General features: G+C 69.2%; 17 protein-coding genes. 11 read left to right on the top strand and 6 right to left on the bottom strand.

Annotation, left to right across the window (positions count from 1 at the left end; genetic code table 11):
• Positions 1–37 precede the first annotated feature (37 nt).
• Together Q5696_RS16300 and Q5696_RS16295 are read right to left on the bottom strand one after the other, a co-directional pair.
• Positions 38–529, bottom strand: a complete 492-nt coding sequence (locus Q5696_RS16300) for a hypothetical protein (protein WP_305092318.1) — start codon at positions 527–529, stop codon at positions 38–40.
• 7 nt (positions 530–536) lie between these two features.
• On the bottom strand, positions 537–1,526 hold the full coding sequence (locus Q5696_RS16295; protein ID WP_305092317.1) for an endonuclease/exonuclease/phosphatase family protein: 990 nt from the start codon (positions 1,524–1,526) through the stop codon (positions 537–539).
• A 228-nt stretch (positions 1,527–1,754) separates the two neighbouring features.
• On the opposite strand from Q5696_RS16295, the gene groES reads away from it, so the two are divergent.
• A complete protein-coding gene (gene groES, locus Q5696_RS16290; RefSeq protein WP_005518479.1) occupies positions 1,755–2,057 on the top strand; it encodes a co-chaperone GroES in 303 nt (100 codons plus the stop codon).
• An 81-nt stretch (positions 2,058–2,138) separates the two neighbouring features.
• A complete protein-coding gene (groL, locus tag Q5696_RS16285; RefSeq protein WP_305092316.1) occupies positions 2,139–3,755 on the top strand; it encodes a chaperonin GroEL in 1,617 nt (538 codons plus the stop codon).
• An 80-nt stretch (positions 3,756–3,835) separates the two neighbouring features.
• Here the strand turns inward: groL and Q5696_RS16280 are convergent, their stop codons facing one another.
• On the bottom strand, positions 3,836–4,126 hold the full coding sequence (locus Q5696_RS16280; protein WP_305092315.1) for a WhiB family transcriptional regulator: 291 nt from the start codon (positions 4,124–4,126) through the stop codon (positions 3,836–3,838).
• Between the two features lie 496 nt (positions 4,127–4,622).
• Between Q5696_RS16280 and Q5696_RS16275 the strand changes: the two genes are divergently transcribed.
• The 3 genes from Q5696_RS16275 (at position 4,623) to Q5696_RS16265 (ending at position 7,161) form a co-directional block, all read left to right on the top strand.
• Entirely contained in the window at positions 4,623–5,429 is an 807-nt protein-coding gene (locus Q5696_RS16275; protein WP_305092314.1) for a hypothetical protein, read from the top strand.
• A gap of 129 nt (positions 5,430–5,558) precedes the next feature.
• On the top strand, positions 5,559–6,146 hold the full coding sequence (locus tag Q5696_RS16270; RefSeq protein ID WP_305092313.1) for a sigma-70 family RNA polymerase sigma factor: 588 nt from the start codon (positions 5,559–5,561) through the stop codon (positions 6,144–6,146).
• On the top strand, positions 6,130–7,161 hold the full coding sequence (locus Q5696_RS16265; RefSeq protein WP_305092312.1) for an anti-sigma-D factor RsdA: 1,032 nt from the start codon (positions 6,130–6,132) through the stop codon (positions 7,159–7,161). Before Q5696_RS16270 ends, Q5696_RS16265 begins: the two co-directional genes overlap by 17 nt.
• A gap of 100 nt (positions 7,162–7,261) precedes the next feature.
• On the opposite strand, the gene Q5696_RS16260 is transcribed toward Q5696_RS16265, so the two are convergent.
• A complete protein-coding gene (locus Q5696_RS16260; protein ID WP_305092311.1) occupies positions 7,262–7,666 on the bottom strand; it encodes a DUF5319 domain-containing protein in 405 nt (134 codons plus the stop codon).
• Positions 7,667–7,883: 217 nt separating this feature from the next.
• Between Q5696_RS16260 and guaB the strand changes: the two genes are divergently transcribed.
• The 4 genes from guaB to guaA all read left to right on the top strand — a co-directional run bounded on the left by guaB (position 7,884) and on the right by guaA (position 14,142).
• Positions 7,884–9,407, top strand: coding sequence for an IMP dehydrogenase (guaB, locus tag Q5696_RS16255; RefSeq protein WP_305092310.1), 1,524 nt, complete (start codon positions 7,884–7,886; stop codon positions 9,405–9,407).
• Positions 9,408–9,437: 30 nt separating this feature from the next.
• Positions 9,438–10,577, top strand: coding sequence for a GuaB3 family IMP dehydrogenase-related protein (locus Q5696_RS16250; protein WP_305092309.1), 1,140 nt, complete (start codon positions 9,438–9,440; stop codon positions 10,575–10,577).
• Positions 10,578–10,780: 203 nt separating this feature from the next.
• Positions 10,781–12,529 (top strand): GMC family oxidoreductase N-terminal domain-containing protein, encoded by a 1,749-nt coding sequence (locus tag Q5696_RS16245; protein ID WP_305092308.1) that lies wholly within the window; start codon positions 10,781–10,783, stop codon positions 12,527–12,529.
• A gap of 41 nt (positions 12,530–12,570) precedes the next feature.
• Positions 12,571–14,142: a glutamine-hydrolyzing GMP synthase gene (gene guaA / locus Q5696_RS16240; RefSeq protein ID WP_305092307.1), complete on the top strand. Its 1,572-nt coding sequence runs from the start codon at positions 12,571–12,573 to the stop codon at positions 14,140–14,142.
• A gap of 67 nt (positions 14,143–14,209) precedes the next feature.
• Here guaA and Q5696_RS16235 read toward each other — a convergent pair whose 3' ends face one another.
• Positions 14,210–14,464, bottom strand: a complete 255-nt coding sequence (locus Q5696_RS16235; RefSeq protein WP_305092306.1) for a hypothetical protein — start codon at positions 14,462–14,464, stop codon at positions 14,210–14,212.
• On the bottom strand, positions 14,457–15,782 hold the full coding sequence (locus Q5696_RS16230) for a PspC domain-containing protein (RefSeq protein ID WP_370654809.1): 1,326 nt from the start codon (positions 15,780–15,782) through the stop codon (positions 14,457–14,459). The genes Q5696_RS16235 and Q5696_RS16230 overlap by 8 nt, the downstream gene beginning before the upstream one ends.
• Before the next feature lie 180 nt (positions 15,783–15,962).
• Between Q5696_RS16230 and Q5696_RS16225 the strand changes: the two genes are divergently transcribed.
• Both Q5696_RS16225 and Q5696_RS16220 read left to right on the top strand, forming a co-directional pair.
• Positions 15,963–17,252 (top strand): ATP-binding protein, encoded by a 1,290-nt coding sequence (locus Q5696_RS16225; RefSeq protein ID WP_370654946.1) that lies wholly within the window; start codon positions 15,963–15,965, stop codon positions 17,250–17,252.
• 15 nt (positions 17,253–17,267) lie between these two features.
• Positions 17,268–17,927 carry a LuxR C-terminal-related transcriptional regulator gene (locus Q5696_RS16220; protein WP_370654945.1) on the top strand — a complete coding sequence of 220 codons (660 nt, stop codon included), beginning with the start codon at positions 17,268–17,270 and terminating at the stop codon, positions 17,925–17,927.
• The last annotated feature ends 1 nt before the right edge of the window (position 17,928 follow it).

The raw sequence follows: 17,928 nt of genomic DNA, 5'->3' as shown, positions 1-17,928 counted from the left end.
CACACTGTATGTGACAGATGAGGTGTAAGTGTCACGTTCACGGCAAGTTCGAGGGGCGTCCGGAACAGAGTGCTCCGATTGTGGCCACGGCAGTGCCGGTGTGCGGATCGGCCCACGAGGGCACACCGTCGAGGACCTTCGGAATCAACAGGTGTCGGCCACGTGACGGCCACTGCACGAACTCGTACCCGGCCAGCTCCGTCTGCACGATGTCCGCCGTCCAGGCGGCGGCCTCGGGAAATGCAGCGTCCATCGGCATGTTTTCGCCGATACCGAATCCGCCGAGACCACCACCTTTCTGCCATCCGACGAGGACCGCGTAGTCCGTGGTGATCGAGAACTCCCACACCAGACGGTCGACGCGGACGTCACGTCCGTGACGCAGGCACCGCAGATCTCGAGCCACCGACGCGACGGCATCCACCCATGCCGGTGGGGCGTCGAATCCAGGGTCGTCGAGAACCTCGAAGCCGTTGTCCGACAGCATGTACTGCCAGGTCAGCCGGTCTGGGAACATCGCGTCGAACATCGTTGCGTCACTCCGTATCCGGACGGGATGCCTGCAACTGCACGTCGGCGATCAGCCCGTGGTGATCGGAGCCCACCACGTCGATTCGTTCGAGCGACGTCGCCTGGGCACCCTTGGTGAGGACGTGGTCGATGCCGACGACGGCCGGGTACCGCTTGTCTGTCGGATACGTCGGCAGGATTCCGGCCCCGAGGAGGTCCGCGGCGTCGACGTAGCCGCCGCTGCGCAGATCCCGGAACTTGCGGTGCGTGTAGGTGGCGTTGAAGTCGCCGCTGACGATCACGTTGTCGCGGACGGCCGCCGCGTCGAGTTCGGCGCGCAGCGCGTCGAAGTCCGCGGTCCAGTGCTCGGCCGGGGCCGCGTAGGCGGGGACCGGGTGCACGTCGTAGAGCACCACCGGTTCGGGCAGGCCCGCGTCGACGTCCACCACCAGGTTCGTCAGGGCCATCGTCTCCACGAGTCGCCCGTTCGACAGCGGCAGCCGGCTGTAGATGCCGCCGCCGTTGCCGCCGGACCGTGGCTCGAGCACCGTGTACGGCAGCACGTCCTCGAGCCCGGCGTCCCGCAGTGCGTCCACCGCAGGCTCCGTCAGCTCCTGGACGGTCACCACGTCCACGTCCCGGTCGCGCACCGTCCGCACGAATGCGTCCGGATCCGCCGACCCCACCATGAGATTGGACTGCATCACCCGTACCGTCGGGCCGTCCACGGGGGCGTCGACGCCGGTCGCACCCCCGATCCACAACGGGCCCAACGCCCACCCGCCCAGCACGAGCACCAGCGCCGACGCCCCGGCGAGCAGCCGGCGGCGGGCCGCCGCGGTGACGAGAAAACCGAGCACCGTCACCGCCAGCAGGGCCGGTGCGAACGACGCCGTCACGATCACCGCGTTCGTCGCGGCCCCGGACCGAAACGCGACGAGCGCGACGACCCCGGACACGAGACCGGCCGCCCCGACCGCCGTCGCGAGCCATCGGAACGTGACCGCACCCCTCATCGAACCCCCTCTGCCACCGGACGAGTCGACGCAGCGTATCCGGCCCGCGCGACACGGGGCTCTGCCCTTGAGTGCTGGCACTCGCATGTATAGAGTGCTAGTCGACGCTGAGCGAGTCCCGGCACCCGCGACGACGGGGCTCGTGAGGAGTCACCGTGGTGACTAACTGATCGTGGTCCGGGGAACAGCCTCGGGCCCAACGAAACCCCTGAAAGTGGAGGGCTCATCGTGGCGAGCGTGAACATCAAGCCGCTCGAGGACAAGATCCTCGTCCAGGCCAACGAGGCCGAGACGACGACTGCCTCCGGCCTGGTCATTCCCGACACGGCGAAGGAGAAGCCCCAGGAGGGCACCGTCGTCGCAGTTGGACCGGGTCGCTGGGACGAGGACGGCGAGAAGCGCATTCCGCTGGACGTCCAGGAAGGCGACACCGTCATCTACAGCAAGTACGGCGGAACCGAGATCAAGTACGCCGGCCAGGAGTACCTGATCCTGTCGGCTCGCGACGTGCTGGCCGTCGTCGCCAAGTAAGCCTTACGCGCCCGCCCCGGAGTTCCGCATCGGACCCGGGGCGGCGTGCGTTCACGGACTCTTCCAGGAGTAACAGCACATATGTCCAAGCAGATCGAATTCAACGAGAAGGCCCGGCGCGCGCTCGAGCGCGGCGTCGACCAGCTCGCCGACGCGGTCAAGGTCACCATCGGCCCGCGCGGCCGGCACGTCGTGCTCGCCAAGGCGTTCGGTGGCCCCACCGTCACCAACGACGGCGTCAGCATCGCCCGCGAGATCGAGCTCGAGGATCCGTTCGAGAACCTCGGCGCGCAGCTCGTCAAGAGTGTCGCCACCAAGACCAACGACGTCGCGGGCGACGGCACCACCACCGCCACCGTGCTCGCGCAGGCCCTCGTCAAGGCCGGCCTGAAGAACGTGGCCGCGGGCGCGAACCCGATCGCGCTCGGCGCCGGCATCTCGAAGGCCGCCGACGCCGTCTCGGAGGCCCTGCTCGCCGCCGCCACCCCGGTCGAGGGCAAGAACGCCATCGCGCAGGTCGCGACCGTCTCCTCGCGCGACGAGGAGATCGGTGAGATGGTCGGCGAGGCCATGACCCGGGTCGGCGTCGACGGTGTCGTCACGGTCGAGGAGTCCTCGACGCTGCACACCGAACTCGTCGTCACCGAGGGCGTGCAGTTCGACAAGGGCTTCCTGTCGCCCTACTTCATCACCGACATCGACGCGCAGCAGGCCGTCCTCGAAGATGCGCTCGTTCTTCTCTACCGCGAGAAGATCAGCTCGCTGCCCGACTTCCTGCCGCTGCTCGAGAAGATCGCAGAGTCGGGCAAGCCGGTCCTGATCATCGCCGAGGACATCGAGGGCGAATCGCTCTCGACCCTCGTGGTGAACTCGATCCGCAAGACCATCAAGGCCGTTGCCGTCAAGGCGCCGTTCTTCGGTGACCGCCGCAAGGCGTTCCTCGAGGACCTCGCCGTCGTCACCGCGGGCACCGTCATCACCGCCGACATGGGCATCACGCTCAAGGAGGCCGGTCTGGATCTGCTCGGCACCGCCCGCCGCGTCGTCGTCACCAAGGACGAGACGACGATCGTCGACGGCGCCGGCACCGAGGCCGACATCGAGACCCGCGTCGCGCAGCTCAAGAGCGAGATCGAGCGCACCGACTCCGACTGGGATCGGGAGAAGCTCGAGGAGCGCCTCGCGAAGCTGGCCGGCGGCGTCGCCGTCATCAAGGTCGGCGCGGCCACCGAGACCGACCTCAAGGAACGTAAGTTCCGGGTCGAGGACGCCGTCAACGCAGCGAAGGCCGCCGTCGAAGAGGGCATCGTCCCGGGTGGCGGTTCCGCGATCGTGCAGGCCGGGCAGGCCCTCACCGACCTGGCCGCGTCGCTGTCGGGTGACGAGGCCACCGGTGTCGAGGTCGTGCGTACCGCGCTCGAGGCTCCGCTGTTCTGGATCGCGTCCAACGCCGGCCTCGACGGTGCCGTCGTGGTCAGCAAGGTCGCCGAGGCGCCCAAGGGTCACGGCTTCAACGCTGCGACGCTCACCTACGGCGACCTGCTCGCCGACGGTGTCGTCGACCCGGTCAAGGTGACCCGCTCCGCGGTCGTCAACGCGGCATCCGTCGCGCGCATGGTGCTCACCACGGAGAGCGCCGTCGTCGAGAAGCCCGCCGAGGACGACGACGCCGGACACGGTCACGGGCACGCCCACTGACGTTTCCGGTAGCAACCGCATACGAGAGGACCCCCGGACGAACAGTCCGGGGGTCCTCTCGTTTTCGTATGGGTGCCGGATCAGGCGACCCTGCGGCGGGACTGGCGGGTGAGCGTCTCCCGCTCGGACTCCGACATCCCTCCCCAGATCCCGTACGGCTCGGACACCGTCAGCGCGTGGCTGCGGCACTGGGCCAGGACCGGGCACTGGCGGCAGGTTTCCTTGGCACGGTTCTCCCGCGCAGCGCGGGCCCGACCCCGTTCGCCGTCCGGATGGAAGAACACGGCGGAATCCATACCGCGACACAGTCCTCGCATCTGCCAGTCCCAGATATCGGCGTTGGGGCCGGGAAGATGATTCGGTACAGGCATCAAAGGACTCCTCTGTCAGCAGGCTCGCGATGGTGCTGCGAGCGGCCCGCCACCCCCCGTGGATGACGGATCCAATGAAATGGTCACGCACAGGCCACCGTAAAGGGGGACACGAATTCTCGTCAACACTTTCGCTCCGTGTCGATTTACATATCTTCGAACCCGAGAATTAACGTGCTGGTCATTTACATCGGGCGCCCGGTATGTTTACCGGCGGAGCCGAGTTCCTGTGGGTGTCCCCGCGCACGACCTGGACGGTCGTCCGGGATGGAGTCCGGCTGTGGTTACCCGAGGGTATTGTTTCGTGTGTTCGGCGCTGTGCGCCGCATAAATTATTCAATTTTGAAGCAAAGGGCGTCGAACGTCCGGATAAGTGCGGTATGCGGCAAATTTGACGGTCGTCCAGTTGGGGTTCGGAAAACATTCCGGACCGACGATTCCGGGACGGAACGGACGCGGGCGGATCGGTTCCGAGTGGTGGTGCGATGATCGCCGGATGCTTCGCGACGTTGCGTTCGGCCCGGACCCCGGACGGTATCCGCTGCCCACCGGCGAGAATTGTGTGCAGCGATGGCATCGGGCCGTCGCACTGGGCGGGCAGGGACACTACGCCCGGGCACGGGCAGAACTCGACGTGCTGCAGCGCCCGGGCAGTCGTCCCGCGGTGGCCGCACTCGCCGCGAGCACGAGAGCGTCCCTGCTGCGGCAACTGGGCTTCCACGCGGCCGCGGCCGGGCACGACGGCGCGGCGCTCGCCCTCGTCGGCACGTCCCACGGCCGTACCGGCGACCCCCTCCTCGACGAAGCCCGCTGCGACGCGCTCACCGGGCTGGCGGCCGACGCCCTCGGCTGTGGACGCCTCGCGCTCGGACATCGACTGCTGCAGCGAGTGCGGGACGAACTCGCCGCCGGCTCTGCTGCCGGGGGTGCCGGCGCGCTGTGGCGTCAGAACATCCGCCTGCACTGGGTGAGCGCCGAGATCGCGCTCGCGGGCGGCGACTTCGCGGCCGCGACGACGCATACGCGGGAAGCAGTGGCACGCTCGGCCGACGCTCCGTCCGTCCGGCACCGCATCAAATCGGCACTGCTGTCCGCCGCGGCGGCGACCGGGCAGGCCGATCCCGAAGTTGCGCTCGCGACGGCGCGGCAGGTCTTCGACGACTGCGGTGAGTGCGGACTGCTCCCGCTGCGGTGGGCGGCGGCGATGCTCCTCGACGGGGTGCGACCGGATCCGGCGATCCGCGCAGCCCGGGACGAGTGCGTCGCCGAGATCGCGCGCCGAGGCGGGGCGTTCGCTGCGTGACCAGCGGATATTCGCGCGGCGCGTGGTCGCGTCGGGGACGGTCGTTACTCTTACAGACGTTCCGCTGTGAAGCGGAAGCACACCCGGCTGGGGGGACGTGCCACTGTAACGCCAGGAATCGCTCTGACGATGTCTAACACGGGTGAGGAGTTGAACTCCGTCGTCGCTGCCGCAGCGCAGGGCGACAGGAACGCCTTGGCCCACGTCCTGCAGAGTATTCGTCCCTTGGTCGTGCGCTACTGCCGAGCAAGAGTGGGTGCCGCGGAACGCGGAAATCTGTCCGCGGACGATGTGGCACAGGAGGTGTGCCTGGCCGTGATGACAGCGTTGCCGCGCTACCAGGACCAAGGCCGCCCGTTCATGGCCTTCGTGTACGGGATCGCCGCACACAAGGTCGCCGACGCCCACCGAAACGCAGCGCGTAACAAATCCGATCCAGTAGCTGAAGTACCTGATGTCGTATCCGCCGAGGACGGGCCCGAGGACCGGGCACTCAACTCGGAGACGAGCCGACAGGTGAACGCGCTGCTGGAGACGCTTTCGGAAAAGCACCGCGAGATCCTCGTCCTCCGACTCGTCGTCGGACTGTCCGCGGAGGAGACGGCGGCAGCAGTGGGAAGCACCGCGGGCGCGGTGCGGGTGGCCCAGCACCGGGCCATCGCCAAGTTGAAGAAGGAAGTGACGAGAGCAGGTGAGAGACATGGTCAGGGGGCCTGAGGGGCACGACGGAGAGCCGGGCGATCCCCACGCCGATCTCGCCGCGAACCACGATCCGGTCGACGTGTCCGCGGTCCGCCGTGACGACGCACTGATCGACGCGATCGTCAGCGGTGATCCCGTCACGACCGAACACCCCGACGAGTACCAGGTGGCGGCGCTGCTCGCGAACTGGCGCGCCGAGATCGTGGCGCAGCCGATGCCGGCCGAACCCGACCTCGACGACATCGTGGCCCGGGTGAACCGGGAACTCGAGGCCCGCGAACTCGACGGGCGGCCATCGGAGGGGCGTCGGTCCCTCGTGACCGGATTCCGATCGGGTCGCGCCGGGCTCCGACTGCTCCGGCCGATCGCCGCGGCCGCTGCGGTCGTCGCGATCGCGATGGGCGGCATGACCGTCTTCTCGTACAACGCCGAACCCGGTGACCCGCTCTGGAGCGTCAAACAGGTCGTGTTCACGCAGCAGGCCGCGTCGACCGTCGCGAAGATCGACACCACCTCCAACCTGCAGGAGGCCGAACGCCTCATCGCGACGGGGGACACCACCGCCGCCCGCGCCCGGCTCGACTCCGCTGCAGCCCGGGCCAGTGCCGTCAACGACGCCGGTACCCGGAACGAACTCAACGGCTGGCGGCAGCGGCTCCTCACGCAGTTGCAGACCACCCCGCCGGCGACCCCGCCTTCCGCGACGACACCGTCCACGGTGGATCAGCCGTCCGGAACCCCGGCACCGGAGTCGTCGACGCCGTCGGCGAGCATCCTGTCGAGCACCGGGAACTCGGAGCTGCCGTCGACAACGCCCTCGACGTCACCGGCGGAGTCCTCGACGCCGCAGCCGAGCACCCCGACACCGACCCCGACTCCGACGTCCGGTTCGTCCGTGCCGGCGACCTCCACCCCGTCGGCGACCTCCACTCCGTCGCCCACGTCGACGACCAAGGCCACCGGTGGGGAACTCACCAGCGGTGGTCCCACCGGGGGCGGCTCGGGGTCGCTGGATCCCTCGACGCGCTGACACCCCGGTACGCCCCGATCCGGGTGACCTCGACACGAATCGGGCCCGGCAGGAGATCCTGCCGGGCCCGATTCGTCGTGCGGGGGCTACCCGGGAAACGTCAGAGGTCGAATCCGTCGCGGTGCAGTGCGTCGTTCATCGACGCGTCCGCGTAGCCGCGGCAGTAGTCCCATGTGACGTAGGCGTCGGGACACGGATCGTAGGCCGGCTCGTGCGGGCGGACGGTGCCGTCGACCAGCAGTTGGAGCAGGTTCGCGCGCAGCATGTCCCAGTCGTGGTAGTGATCCTGGTTGCAGTCCTCGCAGCACACCACCAGGCCGCGGATCCCGCGGTGGCCCAACAGGGCCTCGTACACGGCGAGGTCCGCGAGGTCCTCTTCGACAGCCAGGCGCTCGTGAGGATCGAGCGGCTGGCCCGGTTCGATCGCGTCGAGTGCAGCGGACGGGTCGGCGGGGTCGCCGGCGAAAGGATCCGGCGGAAGGCCGGGAGGCAGTTGATCGCGCACGACACCACGGTACGCAGGTCGGCCCGGTCCGCGCTAGCCGATAGCATCCGGCAGGGTCGCCCGGGCGCCCGGGAGCGCTCGCGTGCGTGTTCGGGTGAGCCGATACCATGGTCACGGTAGGTCTGCGCGCGGGCACCCTCCCGGGAATTTTCCGGCCGCCCGTCGCCTTCCTCCTTTCACCACTCGAATACGACGCTTCATGGAGGGCCCGAGCCGCATGAGTAGTTCCGCAGGGCACGTGCACACCGGGGGAGACGACCCGAACAAGGTTGCGATGCTGGGTCTGACCTTCGACGACGTGTTGCTGCTGCCGGCGGCCTCCGACGTCGTTCCCAACCAGGTCGACACCTCGACTCAGCTCACCCGCGACATCCGTCTCAACGTGCCGCTCGTCAGCTCGGCGATGGACACGGTCACCGAGGCCCGCATGGCCATCGCGATGGCACGCGCCGGCGGCATGGGTGTGCTGCACCGCAACTCGGCCATCGAGACGCAGGCCGGCTGGGTCGAGACCGTCAAGCGGTCCGAGGCGGGCATGGTGACCGACCCCGTCACGTGCAAGCCCACCGACACGCTCGGTGAGGTCGACGCGATGTGTGCCCGGTTCCGGATCTCCGGTCTGCCCGTCACCGACGAGGACGGACAGCTCGTCGGCATCATCACCAACCGCGACATGCGTTTCGAGGTCGACCAGAACCGCAAGGTCGGCGAAGTGATGACCAAGGCGCCGCTGATCACCGCACGTGAGGGCGTCACCGCCGAGGTCGCGCTCGGGCTGCTGCGCCGCCACAAGATCGAGAAGCTGCCGATCGTCGACGGCCAGGGCAAGCTCACCGGCCTGATCACCGTCAAGGACTTCGTCAAGACGGAGCAGTACCCCAACGCCACGAAGGACCGCGACGGCCGCCTGCTGGTCGGTGCCGCGGTCGGTGCCGGCGACGAGGCATGGACCCGCGCGATGGCGTTGGCCGACGCCGGCGTCGACGCCCTCGTCGTGGACAGCGCGCACGGACACTCCCGCGGTGTGCTCGAGATGATCACCAAGCTCAAGGCCGAGATCGGTGACCGGGTGCAGCTGATCGGCGGCAACGTCGCCACCCGGTCCGGTGCGCTCGCGCTCGTCGAGGCCGGTGCGGACGCCGTCAAGGTCGGTGTCGGCCCCGGCTCGATCTGCACCACCCGCGTCATCGCCGGTGTCGGCGCCCCGCAGATCACCGCGATCCTGGAAGCAACTGCGGCCGCCTCCGCGCACGGTGTCCCGGTCATCGCCGACGGCGGCCTGCAGTTCTCCGGTGACGTCGCCAAGGCTCTCGCGGCCGGCGCGTCCACCGCGATGCTCGGATCGCTGCTCGCCGGCACCGCCGAGTCGCCGGGCGAACTGATCCTCGTGGGCGGCAAGCAGTTCAAGAGCTACCGCGGCATGGGGTCGCTCGGTGCGATGCAGGGCCGCGGCCAGGGCAAGTCGTACTCGAAGGACCGCTACTTCCAGGACGACGTCCTCGCCGAGGACAAGCTCGTGCCGGAGGGCATCGAGGGACGGGTGCCGTTCCGCGGACCGCTCGGCCAGGTCATCCACCAGCTCACCGGCGGCCTCCGCGCGGCAATGGGCTACACGGGTGCGTCCACGATCGAGCAGCTGCAGCAGGCCCAGTTCGTGCAGATCACCGCGGCGGGCCTCAAGGAGAGCCACCCGCACGACATCACGATGACGGTCGAAGCGCCCAACTACGCTGCCCGCTAAGCACACAACACAATCGAGAAAGGGGCGCGCGTGCGCGACCTCGTCGAAATCGGCATGGGCAGAACTGCCCGACGCACCTACGAGTTGGACGACATCAACATCGTTCCCTCTCGCCGGACCCGGTCCTCCAAGGAGGTGTCGACGGCCTGGCAGATCGATGCGTACCGCTTCGACATCCCGGTCCTCACCCACCCGACCGATGCGCTGGTGTCCCCGGCGTTCGCGATCGAGTTGGGCAAGGCCGGTGGTCTCGGTGTGATCAACGGTGAGGGCCTGTGGGGTCGGCACGCCGACGTCGAGGCCAAGCTCGCCGAGCTGACGGAGCTGGCGGAGACGGAGGTCGACCCGGACGCCGCGGTCGCCCGCCTGCAGGAACTGCACGCGGCGCCGCTGCAGCCCGAACTGCTGGCCGCGGCCGTCGCGCAGGTGCGGGACGCCGGTGTCACGACGGCCGTGCGGGTGAGCCCGCAGAATGCTCGCGCGCTCACCCCGGAACTGGTCAAGGCCGGGATCGACCTGCTGGTCGTCCACGGCACGATCATTTCCGCCGAGCACGTCGCGCACGGCGAGAGCGAGCCGCTGAACCTCAAGACGTTCATCTCCGAGCTCGACGTTCCGGTCATCGCCGGCGGCGTCAGCGACCACCGCACCGCGCTGCATCTGATGCGGACCGGTGCGGCCGGTGTGATCGTCGGCTACGGCTCGGCCGAGGGCGCCACCACCACCCGTGAGGTTCTCGGTATCGGGGTGCCGATGGCCACCGCGATCGCCGATGCGGCCGCGGCCCGTCGCGACTACCTCGACGAGACCGGCGGCCGCTACGTGCACGTCATCGCGGACGGCGACATCACCACCTCGGGCGACTTCGCGAAGGCCATCGCGTGCGGTGCCGACGCGGCGATGCTCGGTGCACCGCTCGCCGTCGCGCAGGAGGCGCCCGGCGGCGGCTGGTACTGGCCGTCCGCGGCCGCGCACCCGTCGATGCCGCGCGGCACGCTGCTGCCGGTGGCGTTCGGTGAGCGTCCGAGCCTCGCGCAGGTCCTCGGCGGTCCGTCGGACGACCCGTACGGTTCCCTCAACGTCGTCGGTGGCCTCCGCCGCTCGATGGCGAAGTCGGGTTACTCGGATCTCAAGGAGTTCCAGAAGGTCGGCCTGAACGTTCGCGGTTGATCCCTGTCCTTCCCTGTGGCCGAATGTCACACGCGTTCAGTCGAACTGAACCGATGTGACATTCGGCCACAGGCATTTCTGGGGGTACCGTGAACTTTTGTGGGACTGCGAGTTACGGTCATAGTCACCCGTGTGTTCGGTGTCACACGGGTGCGGCATACTGACGGGTAACAGATCCGGTTTCTCCGGTGGAGGTGTCACACATGGGCAAGCAGCGTGCAACCGACTACGACGTGCTCGTCGTCGGCTCGGGATTCGGTGGTAGCGTCACCGCGCTCCGGCTGGTCGAGAAGGGCTACAAGGTCGGGGTGCTCGAGGCGGGCCGCCGCTACGCCGACGCCGACTTCGCGAAGACGTCGTGGGACCTGAAACGGTTCCTGTGGGCGCCGGCGCTAGGGTGTTACGGCATCCAGCGGGTCCATCTGCTGCGGGACGTCCTGATCCTCGCCGGCGCCGGGGTCGGCGGTGGTTCCCTCAACTACGCCAACACCCTGTACAAGCCTCCGGCGTCGTTCTTCCAGGATCCGCAGTGGCGGGACATCACCGACTGGGACGCCGAACTCACCCCGCACTACGAGCAGGCCCGCAAGATGCTCGGGGTGGTGCAGAACCCGCACATGACGCCCGCCGACGAGGTGATCAAGTCGGTTGCCGAGGACATGGGTGTGGGGGACACGTTCATCCAGACGCCGGTCGGGGTGTTCTTCGGTGAGCCCGGCAAGACCGTCGACGACCCGTACTTCGGCGGGGCGGGCCCCTCGCGCACGGGCTGCATCGAGTGCGGTGAGTGCATGACCGGGTGCCGGCACGGCGCCAAGAACACGCTGATCAAGAACTATCTCGGTCTCGCCGAGAAAGCGGGCGCGACGATCACGCCGATGACGACCGTCGAGTCGCTGCGGCAGGCTCCGGACGGGACGTGGGAGGTCGAGACCCACCGCACCGGCGCGAAGGTTCGCAAGAATCGCAAGACGTACACCGCGCAGCACGTCGTCGTCGCGGCCGGCACGTGGGGCACCCAGCACCTGCTGCACAAGATGAAGGACACCGGCGCGCTGCCGAAGCTGTCCGACCGGTTGGGCGAACTCACCCGCACCAACTCCGAGTCCATCGTGGGCGCCGGGAAGATGAAGGTCGATCCGGCGATGGACCTCACCCACGGGGTCGCGATCACGTCGTCGTTCCACCCGACGTCCGACACGCACATCGAACCGGTCCGCTACGGCAAGGGTTCCAATGCGATGGGCCTGTTGCAGACGCTCATGACGGACGGCGGCGGCTCCACCCCGCGCTGGGTGAAGCTGCTCGGCACGATCGCGCGCAATCCGGTGCAGATGCTCCGGATGCTTTCGGTGAAGGACTGGAGCGAACGCACGATCATTGCGCTCGTCATGCAGAACCTGGACAACTCGATCACTACGTACACCAAGCGCGGTGTCCTCGGCCGCCGGAAGGTCACCAGCAAGCAGGGCCACGGGGAGCCGAACCCGACGTGGATCCCGGTCGGTAACGAGGCCACCCGCCGGATTGCCGACAAGATCGACGGGGTCGCGGGCGGCACGTGGGGAGAGGTGTTCAACATTCCACTCACCGCGCACTTCCTCGGTGGTGCCGTCATCGGTTCGGACGCGGGTCACGGCGTCATCGACCCCTACCACCGGGTGTACGGGTATCCGACGCTCAGCGTCGTCGACGGGGCCGCGGTGTCGGCGAATCTCGGGGTGAACCCGTCGCTGACGATCAGTGCGCAGGCCGAGCGGGCGGCGTCGCTGTGGCCGAACAAGGGCGAAGAGGACACCCGCCCCGAGCAGGGGGCGCCGTATCGGCGGCTCGATCGGGTCGCCCCGAAGAATCCGGTGGTCCCCGCGGGAGCGCCGGCGGCGTTGACGCTGCCGATCGTCGAGATCCGCGGTGCCGCGTCCGGTGACGAAGCCGACAGCGGCGTCGCGTAGGTGCGGGCGATCGGCGGGGCTGTGCATATTAGACTGTCCGGGTGTCAGAAACCCAGCAGGACAGGCCGGTTCTCGTAGTCGACTTCGGAGCCCAGTACGCGCAGCTGATCGCGCGCCGCGTACGTGAGGCGAAGGTGTATTCGGAAGTGGTGCCGCACACCACGACCGTCGAGGAGATCGCGGCCAAGAAGCCGCTCGCGGTCGTCCTGTCGGGTGGGCCCTCGAGCGTGTACGAGGAGGGTGCGCCGCAGCTCGACGCCGCCCTGTTCGACCTGGGCGTCCCGGTCTTCGGTATCTGCTACGGCTTCCAGGCGATGGCGAACGCCCTCGGCGGTACCGTCGCGCACACCGGCGGTCGGGAGTACGGCCGCACCGAGATCACCGTCACGGGCGGTGTCCTGCACGACGGTCTGCCCGCCACCCAGCCGGTGTGGATGAGCCACGGCGACGGCGTCACCGCCGCGCCGGAGGGCTTCGAGGTGACGGCGTCCAGCGCGGGTGCGCCGGTCGCCGCGTTCGAGGACCGGGCCCGCAAGCTCGCCGGTGTCCAGTACCACCCGGAGGTGCTGCATTCGCCGCACGGCCAGCAGGTCCTCAGCCGCTTCCTGCACGAGATCGCGGGTATCCCCGGAGCGTGGACGGCCGCGAACATCGCCGAGTCGCTCATCGAGCAGGTCCGGGAGCAGGTCGGCGACGGCAAGGCCATCTGCGGCCTGTCCGGTGGCGTCGACTCCGCGGTCGCGGCCGCACTGGTGCAGCGCGCGATCGGCGACCGCCTCACGTGCGTGTTCGTCGACCACGGCCTGATGCGTGCCGGTGAGCGGCAGCAGGTCGAGAAGGACTTCGTCGCCGCGACCGGTGCCCGCCTGATCACGGTCGACGCGTCCGAGACGTTCCTGCGTGAGCTGGCCGGCGTCTCCGATCCGGAGACCAAGCGCAAGATCATCGGCCGCGAGTTCATCCGCAGCTTCGAGGGTGCGGTGTCCGAGGTGCTCGGTGAGTCCGCCGCGCACGGCGAGACCGTCGACTTCCTCGTCCAGGGCACGCTGTACCCGGACGTCGTCGAGTCCGGCGGCGGCACCGGCACCGCCAACATCAAGAGTCACCACAACGTGGGCGGCCTGCCCGAGGATCTGCAGTTCAAGCTGGTCGAGCCGCTGCGCCTGCTGTTCAAGGACGAGGTTCGGGCCGTCGGCCGCGAACTGGGTCTGCCCGAGGAGATCGTCGGACGCCAGCCGTTCCCCGGCCCCGGCCTGGGCATCCGCATCATCGGCGAGGTCACGCAGGAGCGTCTCGAGATTCTGCGGCACGCGGATTCGATCGCCCGTGAGGAGCTCACCGCCGCGGGCCTGGACGGCCAGATCTGGCAGTGCCCCGTCGTGCTGCTCGCGGACGTCCGCAGCGTCGGTGTCCAGGGCGACGGCCGCACCTACGGTCACCCGATCGTGCTGCGCCCCGTCTCCAGCGAGGACGCGATGACGGCGGACTGGACGCGGCTGCCGTACGAGACGCTCGAGCGCATCTCCACCCGCATCACCAACGAGGTCGCCGACGTCAACCGCGTCGTGCTCGACGTCACCAGCAAGCCGCCGGGAACGATCGAGTGGGAGTGATTCCCACCTGACCCGACGACTGTGCCCCCGACCGGAAAGGTCGGGGGCACAGTCGTTCACGGGAGGCTCACCGTTTGCGGCGGGCCGGGGAGAACACCAGGCTCGCGCCGATCAGGACGGCGACGGCGACGAACAGCCACCGGAACCCGACGTGTCCGAGGGGGTCGAGGGGGAACGGTCCGATCAGGGCCCACCCGCTGACGAGCAGCGCTGCCAGGCCGGCGACGAGCAGTCCGATCGACGGCCACCGGGACCGGCGGGGTGCGGACGTCTCGTCGGTGTCGTCACCGGTGGTGTCCGGGTTGTCGGCGAATTCAGCCACGGTAGACCCTCACTTCCCCCAACTTGTTGTCGACCTTCAGGTTCAGGACCGGTCCGGCGGTGCCGTCCGCGCCGCCGTCGACCGCGCCGGCGCCGATGCAGTCGATGTTCCCTGCCCAGATGGAGCAGTCGGTCTCGACGTTCATGTTCGCCGGCACGATCACCGCGTAGTTGCCGATCTTGCCGTCGATGCTCACGTCCCGGTTCTCGGTGAGCTCGAGGTTCCGCAGGTCGAGGGTGAAGTCGCCGAGGGTGCCCGTGTAGGCGGCGTCGAGTTCGGCCATCGACCGCGGCGTCCAGGTGTGTTCGCCGATTGTCGTCGAGTCCCAGTGCACGGGTCCGACGATCGAGGCGAGGACCACGAATCCGGCGAGCGGGAATCCCACCACGAGCAGTCCGTAGCCGCGTCGCAGGAATGCGCCGACGAGCAGTCCGGCACCGATGACGGCGAGGGCGATACCACCGATCCGGGCGGGGGTCAGCCATTCGGCGCCGGTCGCGGCCCACACGCCGGTCGCGGTGGCCGCGGCCAGGACGGCGAGGCCGAGGACGACGGACGTGAAGCGGGTCCGCGGTGTGCGGGGCAGTTCCGCGGGTGGCTCGGGTGTGCGGGCGGGTTCGGGCAGGTCCCACGCGAACGGGGCGACGCCGAGCGGATCCCACGCGGGCGGCGTCGGATCGGTCCGGTCGGTGCCGGACGCAGTCGTGGCGTCGGGTGCGGTGTCGGGTTCGTAGTGGTCGGGCAGCCGGGTGTACGGGCTGTACGCGGGCGGCCCGGTGGTGCCGGACGTCTGGGACGTCTGGGTGGTCTGGAAGTTCGGGAACGGCTGGAAGGCGCCGGTCCAGGAGCCGGGTACCGGCTGCGCGAGATGCGCCGGCAGCTCGGGTGGGACGGGTTGCCGCTGGTACAGCAGCCACAGGCCGCCGAGCATGAGCGCGAAGCCGAGGACGACCGAGCCGCCCATCCCGAATCCGATCGGGCCGATCGTGCTCAGCGCGATCGCGAGGGCGACGAGCAACACGACGGTCTTGGTGCTCGACTGCGACGACGTGCCGCGGCCGAGGAGCGATTCGGCCGGCGACACCTGGTCGCCCGGCTTGCTCAGCAGCAGCCAGCCCGCGAGGTACAGGATGATGCCGGAGCCGCCGAAGAGCGCCGACACCACGAACGCGACCCGCACGAGAACGGGATCGACGCGGTAGCGCTGCCCGATACCGGCTGCGACACCCGCGACGTGCCCTTGCTGCGGCAGGCGTAGCGGGCGGGTCCGCCACAGGTCGTGAAGCTGGTCGGAGAAGCTTCCAGTGCTCGTGCTCATGCCATTCATCGTGGCGTCCGGACCGGTGTCGACACCATCGGGAACTACCCTGATCTTTTCCCTGAACGGGTGTCCGGGCGTCCCCGATCTCAGGGTCGGGCCCTGATGTCGGAACCTGCGGTTCGTGCCAGGATCGATGCTGTGCAACCTGTGGTCGACCCGAATCCGGCGGCGAATCCGATACTGCCGGTACCCGCCGCGCCGGCAGTGTCCGGGGACGAGTCCCTGTATCCGACGCTGCGGCGCCGGGTGGGGGGCCGCATCGTCGGCGGGGTGGCCGGCGGTGTCGCCGACAATCTGGGTGTCGACGTGTTCAAGGTGCGGGTGGCGTTCGCGTTGCTGGCGTCGCTGGCCGGTGCGGGCATCGTCGCGTACGGGCTGCTGTGGATCTTCACCCCGACGGGGGACGACACCGAACGTCCCAGCGATGCGGAGCGGCGCCGGGCACTGGGCCTGGCGGTACTGGGGCTCGCGGTCGCGGCCGGGCTGAGCTGGCTGGTCAACGGGACCGCGGCGTCGGTGATCACCCCGTTCCTCGTCGTCGCGGTGGGTGCCGCGCTGGTGTGGCGCGAGTTCGACACGGACGGGTCGCGGTCGGCGCTGGGGTTGCCGCGCCGGCCGTCGGTGCTGACATGGGCGCGGGTGCTCGGCGGGGTCACGTTGATCGTCACCGGTCTCGGGGTGGTGGTTCTCGCGCAGGTCGACCTCGACGCGCTGCGGTCGTCGCTGTTGGCGGTGGTGGTGACACTTGTCGGTGCGGGCCTGCTCACGGTGCCGTTGTGGCTCAAGCTGTGGCGGGCGCTCGGGGCGGAGCGGGCGGCCCGGATCCGTAACGAGGAACGCGAGGAGATCGCGTCGCACCTGCACGATTCGGTGCTGCAGACGCTTGCACTCATCCAGAAGCAGGCGGATTCGCCGCACGAGGTGGCGCGGCTCGCCCGCAGTCAGGAACGCGAGCTGCGGCGGTGGCTGTTCGGAGGTGGGGAGACCACCCACACGACCCTGTCGGAGGCGTTGCAGACGATCGCCGGTGAGGTCGAGGACCAGCACGGGGTGTCGGTGCGGCCGGTCACGGTCGGTGACATCGCGCTCGTCGCCGACGATGCGGTGGACGCCGACGGGTTGTCGCGGGAACGGTTCACCGCACTGCTCGGCGCCACCCGCGAATCCCTCGTCAACGCGGCCAAGCACGCGCAGGTGTCGAGCATCGACCTGTACGCGGAGACCGAACGGGACCAGGTGAGCATCTTCGTGCGCGACCGCGGTGTCGGTTTCGACCAGGATGCGGTGCCCGAGGACCGGCAAGGGGTCGCGAAGTCGATCCGCGCCCGCATCGAGCGGCGCGGCGGCCGGGTCGAGATCCGGTCGACGCCGGGCAAGGGCACCGAGGTGCGCATCCACATGCCGCGTCCCGTCGGCGCCGACGATGCGGCCGGTACGAAGGAAGGCGCGTCGGAGAGCATGTCCTAGTGTGGGGCCGTGACGATTCCGGCTTCCGTTCCCGACAAGTTCCGTGTCTTCCTCGTCGACGACCACGCCGTCTTCCGGGCCGGGGTGCGCGCCGAGCTGGGGCGGGAACCCGACATGGAGGTCGTGGGGGAGGCCGGGGGTGTCGCCGAGGCCGTCGCCGGGATCAACGCGGTACGCCCGCAGGTGGTGCTCCTCGACGTGCACATGCCCGACGGTGGCGGGGTCGCGGTGCTGCACGGGATCGATGCGGGCCCGGTGTGCCTGGCGCTCAGCGTGTCCGACGCCGCCGAGGACGTCATCGCCGTCATCCGGGCCGGGGCCCGTGGTTACGTGACCAAGACGATCTCCGGTGCCGAGCTGGCGGACGGGGTGCGGCGGGTGGCCGGCGGGGACGCGGTGTTCGGTCCGCGGCTGGCCGGGTTCGTGCTCGACTCGTTCACGGGACGTTCGTCGGCGCCGGAGCCGCCGCTGGATCCGGAACTCGATTCGCTGACGCCGCGGGAACTCGAGGTACTGCGCCTGTTGGCCCGCGGCTACACGTACCGGGAGATCGCCGAGGAGCTGGTGATCTCGGTGAAGACCGTGGAGACACACGCGTCGAACGTGCTGCGCAAGACGCAGCAGTCCAACCGGAACGCGCTCACCCGGTGGGCGCACCGGCGGCGCATCGACTGAC

This window comes from Prescottella sp. R16, assembly GCF_030656875.1.
In the GTDB taxonomy this organism is placed as follows: domain Bacteria; phylum Actinomycetota; class Actinomycetes; order Mycobacteriales; family Mycobacteriaceae; genus Prescottella.
The sequence above is the reverse complement of the archived record's forward strand: the minus strand, read 5'-3'. Positions and strand labels throughout refer to the sequence as shown.

What these genes read in the sequence shown, in the direction of transcription:
- Q5696_RS16300 (WP_305092318.1), bottom strand. Translation starts at nt 529, where the DNA reads ATGTTCGACGCGATGTTCCCAGACCGGCTGACCTGGCAGTACATGCTG.
- Q5696_RS16295 (WP_305092317.1), bottom strand. Translation starts at nt 1,526, where the DNA reads ATGAGGGGTGCGGTCACGTTCCGATGGCTCGCGACGGCGGTCGGGGCG.
- groL (WP_305092316.1), top strand. Translation starts at nt 2,139, where the DNA reads ATGTCCAAGCAGATCGAATTCAACGAGAAGGCCCGGCGCGCGCTCGAG.
- Q5696_RS16280 (WP_305092315.1), bottom strand. Translation starts at nt 4,126, where the DNA reads ATGCCTGTACCGAATCATCTTCCCGGCCCCAACGCCGATATCTGGGAC.
- Q5696_RS16275 (WP_305092314.1), top strand. Translation starts at nt 4,623, where the DNA reads ATGCTTCGCGACGTTGCGTTCGGCCCGGACCCCGGACGGTATCCGCTG.
- Q5696_RS16270 (WP_305092313.1), top strand. Translation starts at nt 5,559, where the DNA reads ATGTCTAACACGGGTGAGGAGTTGAACTCCGTCGTCGCTGCCGCAGCG.
- Q5696_RS16265 (WP_305092312.1), top strand. Translation starts at nt 6,130, where the DNA reads ATGGTCAGGGGGCCTGAGGGGCACGACGGAGAGCCGGGCGATCCCCAC.
- guaB (WP_305092310.1), top strand. Translation starts at nt 7,884, where the DNA reads ATGAGTAGTTCCGCAGGGCACGTGCACACCGGGGGAGACGACCCGAAC.
- Q5696_RS16245 (WP_305092308.1), top strand. Translation starts at nt 10,781, where the DNA reads ATGGGCAAGCAGCGTGCAACCGACTACGACGTGCTCGTCGTCGGCTCG.
- Q5696_RS16230 (WP_370654809.1), bottom strand. Translation starts at nt 15,782, where the DNA reads ATGAGCACGAGCACTGGAAGCTTCTCCGACCAGCTTCACGACCTGTGG.